Raw genomic sequence first — 10964 nt, forward strand, 5'->3', positions numbered from 1 at the left:
CTGAACTGCACCTCCAATTGTTAGACACAGTCTAACAATTGGAGGTGCAGTTTTTCTATGGCTAAATTTACAGCTGATGAAAAAATACAAATCGTTCTACGGTATTTGAACGGAAATGAAAGTTATCGAAAAATGGGTAGAGCGATCGGTATAAGTAACACAATTATTTTGAATTGGGTAAACCAGTATAAACAGAATGGTGTGGAAGCTTTTCTAAAACGTTGTACAAATTACACACAACAATTTAAACTAGACGTACTAAACTTTATGATTGAAAACGGTATGTCCTTATTTGAGACGGCAGCTATTTTTAACATTCCTGCCCCTTCAACGATTTCTGTTTGGAAAAATCACGAGACCAGACAAAGCGCAAGTAGTCTATGAATTAAGGCATAAATATTCGGTGAAGGTACTCGTGGAGCTAGCTAATATTCCACGAAGCACGTATTATAATTTAGTAAAGAAAATGAATCGTCCAGATGTAGATGCCGATTTGAAAGCTGAGATGAAAGCGATTTATGAGGAAAATGAAGGTCGTTATGGTTACCGTCGCATTCGTGATGAATTAACGAATCGTGGTCAGAAAGTGAATCACAAAAAGGTTCAACGCATTATGAAAGAGCTTGGATTAAAGTGTGTTGTGCATATGAAGAAATATAAATCCTATAAAGGAAAAGTCGGTAGAATTGCACCTAATATTTTAGAGCGTAATTTTTATACAGATGCACCGAATCAAAAATAGGTAACGGACATCACAGAGTTTACATTGTTTGGAGAGAAACTGTATGTATCACCTGTATTAGACTTGTATAATGGTGAAATTATTACCTATACAATTGGTTCTAGACCGACGTATTCACTTGTTTCAAAGATGTTAGAGAATGCATTAGAACATTTGCCTGAAAATCACCAACTACTGATGGATTCTGATCAAGAATGACATTATCAAATGAGACAATACGTCCGTACACTTGAATCAAGAGCTATTGTACAGAGCATGTCTCGAAAAGGTAACTGTTACGACAACGCAGTAATAGAGAATTTCTTCAGAATTATGAAGGCGGAGTTCCTCTACATAAAAGAATTTGAAAGTGTAGAGCATTTTAAAATAGAATTAGAAATATATACAGATTATTATAATACAAAACGGATTAAGGCAGCTTGATAAAATAACCGTGTCTAACTTTTAGGGGTCACTTCATCACTATAAATAGGAGTGCTCGTTTTTATTTTCGTCTATTCCTTTTCGGGCCAAATTTTCGCGTTTGGTTCTAATAACCACTTGTGTTCTTCTTCCATGATACGATCATTCCATGGGTTAATTTGGATTTCTTTTTCATTTCCTATTGTCATCCTTTTTTATAATTTTCGTATGGTCAAACAATCCACTTGCTGACAATCCGATAATCATTCCTTGAAATATATTCATTTTGATATCTTGAGACAAAAATAAAACACCCAGTATAATGCCAAGCGTCAAATTAAATATCGGAATATATTTTGTTTGCAATCCATTTGTTTTAGCAATTTGCGATAACCCTATAACAGCCCCAATCATTGCCGTAATTTCAATCATTACATACCGCCACCTTTCAAGAGGAAGGTCAGAGCTGCTCCAATTATTCCACCAATAATAAGGCGTAATATCCATGTTGTATTTGCACTAATCTTATCTAATTGCTTATTAATATTAATAATGTCTTTTTCATTACCTGCTGTCCTCATTTCTAGACCTCTAATCTCTAATCGTATATCTTTAATATCTTGTCTTATTTCCTGAACATCACCTTTCATCTCTTGCAAACCATCCATTATTTCCACCTCTCTCCTACTTCGTATTTAATTAAAAGTTAAAAATCTTAATATACATATACTCGTCTTTTCATCTCATTATTTAATCCCTTCTGGTTTAACGTCCACCTCAATTTGTCCCTCAATACTATCCTCGGTAACTACTTTTGTAGGAACCTCTGTTGCTGGGTTTCCCGTTTTTACAATGGAAACAGTAATTGGACTTCCTCTAAACAGCTCCACGTTGACGTTAAAATTGCTAGCGGTAATAATCCCAGCATTCACTAAATTATCCACAACGTCATCAATTTCCATAAATTGATTGTCATCACTTGGCATGATTTGATTTAGAATTTGGTTCTGAAATTGATTTTCCTCTGGATGTGTATTTGTCATATCTTCCTCTCCCGTTTTAATTTTGTTTATTGATTTTCTAACAATCTCATTTAGTACGTAAATTTTGCTATGTAGTTTGAAAAATAATATCTTAATTTAATTAAAGGAGTAATATTTACTCTCCGACTCGAAAGAATATTCAGATATTTAATGAGTGCAGTATTTAACAGAAAAACTACCAATTCGGATCACTTACGTCGTAACCTAATATCAAAAATATGTTTCTAGTAAACATATACTATTTCTAAAACACAACGTAGATTGTATACACTTAGTTCAGCTACACTAAAAACAAACGATTTGTGAATTTAAATCTTCTAATTATAAATTTTAATCCCTGTCTATTAGACAGGGATTAGCAGAATAAGAATCAGGCTTTTTATTTAATTAAATACTCCATTATTCGCACATCGTTGTAGAATGTGCACTAAAATTTCCTCTGTCACTTTTCCATGTGGATGTGAGTTCTCATCAATAATTCCTCTTTCTAATCCCCATTTCCATGCATCTCTCGCCCATTCTAATGGCTCTCCATTTTGGTAGCTCACATTAGAGGCGATTGACACTGTACTTCTAGTATCTGAGAATACTTTGTTATTGTATATACGTTGCAGCATGTGTACCAGGATTTCTTCCGTCACTTCTCCATGTGGATGAGAATTTCCATCTACAATTCCTTTTTCTAGTCCCCATTTCCATGCATCTCTCGCCCATTCCGATGGTTGCCCATTTCTATAACTTGTATCAATAGAAACCGATACTACGCTTCCAGTACCTAAGAATACTTTGTTATTGTATACACGCTGTAACATGTGTACTAAAATTTCTTCTAAAACTGTTCCATGCGGATGAGAATTTCCATCTATAATTCCTTTTTCTAATCCCCATTTCCATGCATCTTTTGCCCAATCTGATGGCTCTTTATTTTCAGAAGGATCAGGTCCTTTTCCTAAATGGTCTAATGGGTTCACAGCATTACTCTTATTAATATTCCAGCCGCCTTTATGCAGTTCAAAATGTAAGTGTTGGCCACTAGAATCCCCAGTGTTCCCCATAACTCCAATAGTTTGTCCTTGGGTAACATAATCTCCTACGTTCACCGTTCGAGAACCACTACGCATATGAGCGTATACAGTCTCCCATGTAACTCCATCAATAGTATGCACGATCATAATACATTCACCGTAACTAGATGAAAAATACGAGCGACTAACTTTTCCATTAGCCGCTGCATAAATCGGATGATACCCTGCTTCAGCAAGGTCTATCCCATGGTGATTTGGTCTGCTGCCTCTAAAACCACTTGTTACTCTCGTTGTATCTGTTGGATAAATAAACTTTGCCATACTAATCTTCCTTTCTTTTTTGCACAGTATAATCAAGGTACTTAAATGAGTACCTTCGTTTACTTTTTTATTTGACAAGAATCTTTATAATATGAAAATCTTATAATTACTTAAATACCCCATTATTTGTACATCGTTGTAGTATGTGTACTAAAATTTCCTCTGTTACTTTTCCATGTGGATGTGAATTCCCATCTATAATTCCTTTTTCTAATCCCCATTTCCATGCATCTCTCGCCCATTCTGATGGCTCTCCATTTTGATAACTTACATTAGTGACAAATGCTCCTGAGCTTCCAGTACCTGAGAATACTTTGTTGTTGTATACACGTTGCAACATGTGTACCAGAATTTCTTCTGTCACTTCTCCATGTGGATGTGAATTTCCATCTACAATCCCTTTTTCTAGACCCCACTTCCATGCGTCTCTCGCCCATTCTGACGGTTCTCCATTCCGGTAACTTGTATCAATAGCGAAGGATACTGCACTTCCAGTACCTAAAAATACTTTGTTGTTGTATACACGTTGTAACATGTGTACCAAGATTTCTTCTACTACCGTTCCATGTGGATGTGAATTCCCATCTACAATTCCTTTTTCTAATCCCCACTTCCATGCACTTCTCGCCCACTCTGATGGTTCTTTATTTTCAGAAGGATTAGTTCCCCCATCAAAATCAACATATTGCTTAACAATTTCAGCGTAGAAGAAATTCCCTCCGTTTTTATATCGGTAGCCACCATTGTATGCCACAGCAATTGGATTACTATATCGAACCATGGCACCTGTTGTATTTCCAAGTGATGGTGCAACAACCGTTTTAGAATACAGATCCGCCACCGGTAATGAATGTTGTTTCTTGTTTGAAGCTAACCAGCGAAGGTAAGCTCGTCCAAAATTATATGATTGAACAATGGCACTTAAATCTGTAATACCATTTTTTTTCGCATCATCAAAAGCTCCTTTTAGATGCTTTACTCCATAATAAATTGAATCTTTAGGATTTTTAATTGTATTCATTGGCCACCCTTGTGATTCACTTGATTGCATAATATCAGGTGTTTTTTCAGAATTCCCGTCACTTTCCACCATAATGATTCCAAGTACGTAAGGAATTAACTCAGGTACTCCTTGTGCAGAACATTCACTTTCTACCATTGATTGCCAACGTAACACTTGTTGTGGCAAATTCTTTGTTTTAACTGAAGTAGCTAATATACTCATTACTAAACATCTCCTTATTTTCCCATTATGCTTGCCTAAAAAACTACTACCATATTAAATATGACTATCAGCCAAATACCCATTAATCTATAAAATTACTTCATGTTGCTCACCTTCTTTCACAACAAAAAGAGCAACCATAAATATAGTTGCCCTTTCGTCGAAATCTTATATTACTACTATAAATCACTTTTTCAATACTTTCTGTACACTGCATGTAGCCTACAAAAAGGTAACATTAAAACCCATCTAAAAACTTGACAATCTTTCTTATTTCAGCGTGTTTTCGTCGGATATAGCCTGTACTATAATGCAAGTCAAACGCTATTTGTTCTAAAACTATCCTATCGATATGTTTCATCTTTTTTAGTTTTACTTTAATACAAATAATTTTTTTAATTAGCGAATCCAGCGAATGATTTTTTCATCAAATTCTACCCAACCTTTATCTTTAATGTAAATCCAATTGTTATCCCTAAACTCAATTACCCATTGTCCTTCGCTTACTCGATCACGTATACCACTGTTGTAATTCGCATGATGGTAACACTCTAATCCTTTCCATTCATTCCAAATGACACCTTTACTCCTACCATCTTTTTCGATACGTATTGCTGTTTCAGGAACCCAGTTGTCATTGGCGATTTTAAACCAAAATCTTTTCCCATCCCATGCACTCTCTAAATATACATGGCCACTGCCAAGAGGAAGCTTTCCTACTACTTCCGCAAGTTCATTTGGTTCTTTATATACCCAAGACTGTCGCTCTACACATTGTAACCAACCTAAGTTATTGGTTAACCAATCTGGTGGTAATGATACATTCTTTCGGGTGTCTACATCTGTAGGATCAGGATTATTTGAATTAGAGCCCTTTCCTATAAACCATTCAATAGTTTTATTTCCTACTAAGTAATTTAAGTCTACATTACCAGTAATTCCTGCAACCCTACCAGTTTCAGTATATTGCCATAGATCACAGCTATATGCAGGTTTACTGCCACCATAACGAGGAATCCATAAGAAATCTGCACTCACACTATTTAGTCCATAACTTGTATACATGTGATGTGACACGTATAATCCAACTTTCCAGCCCGCTGCACGACATGTATCAATGAAGGCCTGAGATGCTTTTGCTAAGTTAGTGGGTCCACAACTAGCAAGTGTGTCATCTTCTACATCCAATACAAGGAATTTTGCATCCTTGTCTGCACGATTCATAAAATCTCTTGCTTCTACAATAGCGTCTTGGACACTTGTATAACATCCATAAGCATAATGACCAAATGGAACTCCATATGCTTTACAACCTTGGACATATTCTTTATATTTTGAATCAACCTTATTAGATCCATATTGTACACGAATAATAGCCAGCTCCAAATCATTACTCGCTTCAGCCCAATTTATATTTCCATTATGATAAGATATATCTGCTATTTTCTTCATTTATACATGCTCCTTTGTTAATCATTGATAGAAATCCTTTTTCTAGCTACATTGTTATTTAGCTTGTGATTCTAATTAATAAAAAATAAAGAAGAGTCGCTCCATAAGGACCTACTCTTCTTTTTAACAAATCTATCGAATCCAACGAATAATTTTTTCGTCAAACTCTACCCAGCCTTTATCTGTAATATAAATCCAGTTGTTATCTCTAAACTCAATTACCCATTGGCCTACACTTACTCGATCGCGTATACCACTGTTGTAATTTGCGTGATGGTAACATTCTAGCCCATCCCATTCATTCCAAATGACACCTTTACTTCTACCATCTTTTTCAATACGCATTACTGTTTCAGGAACCCAGTTATCATTGGCAATTTTAAACCAAAATCTTTTCCCATCCCATGCAGTCTCTAAATACACATGCCCACTGCCAAGAGGAATCTTTCCTACTACTTCCGCAAGTTCATTTGGTTCTTTATACACCCAAGATTGTCGTTCTATACATTGTAACCAACCTAAGTTATTAGTTAACCAATCAGAAGGTAGCGTCACGTTTTTACGCGTATCTACATCAGTAGGATCAACTCCTCCGACAAAATCTACATACTGTTTAACAATTTCAGCATAGAAGAAATTTCCACCATTTTTATATTTATAGCCACCATTGTATGCCACAGCGATAGGATGACTATATCGAATCATTGCGCCAGTGCTATTTCCAAGAGATGGCGCAACAACAGTTTTAGAATACTGTTCTGCCACCTGCAGTGAATGCTGTTTATTGTTAGAGGCTAACCAACGGATGTAAAAACGCCCAAAATTATATGCTTGAACAATTGCACTTAAATCTGTAATACCATATTTTTTTGCATCTGCAAAAGCTCCTATTAAGTGCATTACCCCGTAATGAATTGACTCCTTAGGATTGTCAATTGAATTCATCGGTCTCCCTTGAGATTCACTTGACTGCATAATATCGGGCGTCTGTTCAGCATTACCATCACTTTCCACCATAATAATTCCTAATACATAAGGTACTAACTCAGGTACCCCTTGTGCATTACATTCATTTTCTACCATTGTCTGCCATCGGAGGACCCGTTGCGGCAAATTCTTTGTCTTAACTGACGCAGCTAACATACCCATTACTAAACATCTCCTTATTTCCCTATTATTTTTGGACCAAACACTACTATTTTACTAAGTACTTTTAACTTCTAAATACCTATTAACCTATTGAATTACTCCATAGTACTTAGCTTCTTTCACAACAAAAAGAGCAACCATAAAATAGTTGCTCTTTCGTCGAAATCTTATATTACTACTATAAATCACTTTTTCAATACTTTCTGTACACCGCATGTAGCCTACAAAAAGGTAACATTAAAACCCATCTAAAAACTTAACAATCTTTCTTATTTCAGCGTGTTTTCGTCGGATATAGCCTGTACTATAATGCAAGTCAAACGCTATTTGTTCTAAGGTCATTCCATCAACATACTTCATTTTGAGTATTTGATGATCTAGTCCTGTAAACTTATTAATTAAAATCTTTAAATTGAACACTTCATTCATCTTATGTCCTAATTCATATCCAATAGCTTCAATCCGGTCTTCTACTTTAGCCCCTTCCGATTCAGCGGTTAATCGTACATGTTGCAAGTCACCACTAGTCCAGCGCTTTAATTCCGCTTTTGATTTGTCTAAGTTATATTCTAAATATGTAATTTCTTCTTCTAGTTTCTGATAATCTTTCAGCCAGTCAAACATACAATAATCCCCCTACTTTTCTTTATTTAAATTCTGCTTTTATTGATGTAACCAAAGATAAACTAACCTTAATAATCAATTTAATCGGAAAAACGGATATTTATTGTGATTTGTATTTTCTTAATAAAGCTTTTAACCTCTCACGCTCTTCTTCAATCGTTACCTCATTAATATGTCTATGTTGTTCTCCTGAGTCTTCATCTTCCTTTTGATGTAACCATCCTGGTACCATTTCATTTCGTTTTGTGTATCCTGAACCAGATTGTTTTTTATTTTTACTAAGATCAAACTGTTCATCTAGTACAGCTACGTCATTTCGTGTTTTTACTTTTTTTGTTTCCCACTTTTTGAGAATCCCACGTACATATCTCCATTTCGGTACATTTTCATCAAGAGATCTATTTACTGCTTCAAGAACCAATTCACTTCCCAATACTCCACAAAATTCACCAAGCTCTGCGATAGCTATTTTACTTAACGAAATACCGTTTTTCAGCAAATAGCTATAAGCTATTTTAAAATCTTCATCCATCAATCTTTGTGATAGTGATTTATCTTGATTATCATGATGATAATTTGTATTTGGTATATCCGTATTTAGTTCTTTAGTACTTTGTATATCAGTATTTAGTAGCTTGCGGTTTTCCACCGTTAGGTTCCCAGCAACAGGATTATCAACAGGTGGGTTTTCCACTGGTGGAAAATCCTCCAATGGGATTTCGTAAATAATAGTCTCCCACCTGACAATTTTGTTTTTTACATCTTTAATAGGAAATCTCTTAATATATCCGTACTCTTTTAATTCTTGCATTCCAGCTCTTAAGCTATTAATACCATCTTTTGCGTGCTGCGATAATTCTTCCCTATAAAACACCCAATCATCTGGAAGTGTAAGTATGTATGCTAATATCCCCTTCGCCTTCCAAGAAAGCCTTTTATCTTTTAAACCCGTATTATTAATAACGGAATAATTATTATCCTTTTTAACTCTAAAAATCCCCATAATATCTACCTCTCCACTATTGTTAAGATCAAATACCTACATTCGAGATTCTGTACTCACTATCAATAACTTCCCCATGATGAAACCTACTTTTTATTCCTTTCAAACCAACACGACATTAAAAAGAACTTTAAGTTCGATTTATTACTAAAAAAAAGAGCATCTATACTCATATCAAAATACTTAGCAATCTTCTTAGCTGTTCCCATTGATGGAGTTCTTTCTTTTTGATCAACCATTCGAATATACCGTTCAGTCACTCCACAATAATGTGCAATTTCTTTATATAAATTCTTTTGCGGATCGTACATTTTATTTCCCATTATCCCACTTCCGAAAGAACAATTAGTTCTAAATACAGATTACAGAACTAATTGTTCTGTGTCAATGCAAAAAAGAACAATTTGTGCTAAAATAAATTCAAAAGAGAACAATTAGTTCAATCAGAGAGGTGAACAATGTGATAGGAGTTAGAATAAAATCCTTACGAAAAAAAGAAAATTTAACACAAAAACAATTGGCTGAAAAAATTGGAGTATCCCAAAGAATGATAGGCTACTACGAATCAGAAGAAAGATTCCCTCCACATGATGTTCTAACTAAATTAGCGGATTGTTTTTCAGTTTCAGCTGACTATTTACTAGGACGAGCTGTTACGGACGAAACTAAGAAGCAATTAACGCCAAAAGATGAGAAAGACATAGCAAAAAGAATGGAAGAAATAAAAAAAGACCTTCAAGGAGAAGATGGCTTAATGTTCTCTGGTGAACCTATGAGTCAAGAAGCTGTAGAATCACTATTAGATGCAATGGAGTATATTGTAAAACAAACGAAAGTAATCAATAAAAAATACGTGCCTAAGAAATATCGTAACCCAGACGATAACTGATGCGAGCTTAGGAGGGAATACATTGAAATTCGTCATTAGAGATCTAGTCCAACAACTTAGCAACAAATACAACACGACAAACCCCTATGAGCTTGCAGATTACTTAAAAATACATGTACTAACATGGGATTTACATGAAGAAATAAATGGTTTTTATAAATATGAAAAAAGAAATCGTTTCATTGTTATTAATACTAATTTATCTCCATCTATGCAGAGAACTGTTTGTGCTCATGAATTAGGACATGCAGTCCTACATACTCATGCAAATACACCTTTTCTGCGTAAGAATACATTCTTTTCCGTTGACAAATTAGAGATAGAAGCAAATACGTTTGCTGCGCTTTTGTTAATTGACCAAAAGACCATTCAGCCTGGTGATACAAAAGCATGTATAGCATACAAAAATAATATTCCAGTTGAACTCTTAGAATTTTATAAACCTTGCTAAAGAAAAAAAGACATTTTATTTATTAAAACAAGGAGAAAGCCCCCATTTGAGTGCTTTCTCCTTGTTTTTATAAGTGGACCTTGTAGGACTCGAACCTACGACCGAACGGTTATAAACCGTTTGCTCTAACCAGCTGAGCTAAAGATCCAGAGCATAAATTTTACTTTATAGGACGTATTCACATATACTACTTCTTTGATCTCAGGTTCCTCAACAAATTTAAGATCGTTCCCGTATAGATTAAAAATCTGGTTCTTTGCATCCTCTTTTGATAGAGTACTAGACTGATTTAAGTCTCCCTGTTGCTGTAAATCTTGAGCACTATCTCCTGAAATACTTGTAAGTACACCTTCATCAAAATTATTAAGTACTCTTAATATGTTTAAGTTAAAAACAAATCAAGCTATTTATAGCGTAACAAAACATTGAACTCAAGTCATTGAATTTGTATTTCTATATAATAATTGAGTTGCTTATGATATTGAAATTAAATTATTATAGTTATGTTTCAAAAGAATTGGACAAACTAATTCTTAAACTAAATACGGTAAAAGTAGAGGCTTATTTCAATTGCCTAATAGCTTCTTTCCTAAGATCTGTTTCTATATGCTATACTGACTCTTAATTACTTGTAGAAG

General features: G+C 34.7%; 12 protein-coding genes, 1 tRNA gene and 3 pseudogenes. 3 read left to right on the plus strand and 13 right to left on the minus strand.

The features are described 5' to 3' along the window. The first annotated feature begins 57 nt into the window (after positions 1 to 57). Positions 58 to 1165 (plus strand): annotated as a pseudogene (locus JDS82_RS10450) (IS3 family transposase). A 71-nt stretch (positions 1166 to 1236) separates the two neighbouring features. Here JDS82_RS10450 and JDS82_RS10455 read toward each other — a convergent pair. The 11 genes and pseudogenes from JDS82_RS10455 to JDS82_RS10505 form a co-directional block, all read right to left on the minus strand. Continuing rightward, a pseudogene (locus tag JDS82_RS10455) lies at positions 1237 to 1323 on the minus strand (5-deoxy-glucuronate isomerase); the annotation flags it as partial. 13 nt (positions 1324 to 1336) lie between these two features. Further along, positions 1337 to 1576 (minus strand): hypothetical protein, encoded by a 240-nt coding sequence (locus JDS82_RS10460; RefSeq protein WP_000570181.1) that lies wholly within the window; start codon positions 1574 to 1576, stop codon positions 1337 to 1339. After that, positions 1576 to 1812, minus strand: coding sequence for a hemolysin XhlA family protein (locus JDS82_RS10465; protein WP_000348873.1), 237 nt, complete (start codon positions 1810 to 1812; stop codon positions 1576 to 1578). The genes JDS82_RS10460 and JDS82_RS10465 overlap by 1 nt, the downstream gene beginning before the upstream one ends. Positions 1813 to 1890: 78 nt before the next feature. Then, positions 1891 to 2187 (minus strand): hypothetical protein, encoded by a 297-nt coding sequence (locus tag JDS82_RS10470; RefSeq protein WP_000185567.1) that lies wholly within the window; start codon positions 2185 to 2187, stop codon positions 1891 to 1893. Positions 2188 to 2570: 383 nt separating this feature from the next. Further along, complete coding sequence (locus JDS82_RS10475; RefSeq protein WP_001051383.1) at positions 2571 to 3533, minus strand: M23 family metallopeptidase; 963 nt, start codon at positions 3531 to 3533, stop codon at positions 2571 to 2573. 106 nt (positions 3534 to 3639) lie between these two features. After that, a complete protein-coding gene (locus JDS82_RS10480) occupies positions 3640 to 4758 on the minus strand; it encodes a lysozyme family protein (RefSeq protein ID WP_000025241.1) in 1119 nt (372 codons plus the stop codon). Between the two features lie 399 nt (positions 4759 to 5157). Then, positions 5158 to 6210 (minus strand): glycoside hydrolase family 25 protein, encoded by a 1053-nt coding sequence (locus tag JDS82_RS10485; RefSeq protein WP_199713204.1) that lies wholly within the window; start codon positions 6208 to 6210, stop codon positions 5158 to 5160. A 132-nt stretch (positions 6211 to 6342) separates the two neighbouring features. After that, positions 6343 to 7359 carry a lysozyme family protein gene (locus JDS82_RS10490; protein WP_061672839.1) on the minus strand — a complete coding sequence of 339 codons (1017 nt, stop codon included), beginning with the start codon at positions 7357 to 7359 and terminating at the stop codon, positions 6343 to 6345. A gap of 237 nt (positions 7360 to 7596) precedes the next feature. Continuing rightward, positions 7597 to 7983, minus strand: a complete 387-nt coding sequence (locus JDS82_RS10495) for a hypothetical protein (protein WP_000460741.1) — start codon at positions 7981 to 7983, stop codon at positions 7597 to 7599. Positions 7984 to 8083: 100 nt separating this feature from the next. Continuing rightward, positions 8084 to 8986 carry a DnaD domain-containing protein gene (locus JDS82_RS10500; RefSeq protein WP_061672840.1) on the minus strand — a complete coding sequence of 301 codons (903 nt, stop codon included), beginning with the start codon at positions 8984 to 8986 and terminating at the stop codon, positions 8084 to 8086. An 86-nt stretch (positions 8987 to 9072) separates the two neighbouring features. Beyond that, positions 9073 to 9309 carry a helix-turn-helix transcriptional regulator gene (locus JDS82_RS10505; protein WP_000527105.1) on the minus strand — a complete coding sequence of 79 codons (237 nt, stop codon included), beginning with the start codon at positions 9307 to 9309 and terminating at the stop codon, positions 9073 to 9075. A 137-nt stretch (positions 9310 to 9446) separates the two neighbouring features. On the opposite strand from JDS82_RS10505, the gene JDS82_RS10510 reads away from it, so the two are divergent. Then, a complete protein-coding gene (locus JDS82_RS10510; protein WP_000580595.1) occupies positions 9447 to 9875 on the plus strand; it encodes a helix-turn-helix domain-containing protein in 429 nt (142 codons plus the stop codon). Positions 9876 to 9897: 22 nt separating this feature from the next. Then, positions 9898 to 10326, plus strand: a complete 429-nt coding sequence (locus JDS82_RS10515) for an ImmA/IrrE family metallo-endopeptidase (RefSeq protein ID WP_000673783.1) — start codon at positions 9898 to 9900, stop codon at positions 10324 to 10326. 74 nt (positions 10327 to 10400) lie between these two features. On the opposite strand, the gene JDS82_RS10520 is transcribed toward JDS82_RS10515, so the two are convergent. Then, positions 10401 to 10474, minus strand: a tRNA-Ile gene (locus tag JDS82_RS10520). Positions 10475 to 10502: 28 nt separating this feature from the next. Then, positions 10503 to 10682: pseudogene (locus JDS82_RS29715) on the minus strand (M4 family metallopeptidase); the annotation flags it as partial. Positions 10683 to 10964 lie beyond the last annotated feature (282 nt).

It is taken from the genome of Bacillus cereus group sp. N14, from assembly GCF_016483555.1.
Taxonomy (GTDB): domain Bacteria; phylum Bacillota; class Bacilli; order Bacillales; family Bacillaceae_G; genus Bacillus_A; species Bacillus_A wiedmannii.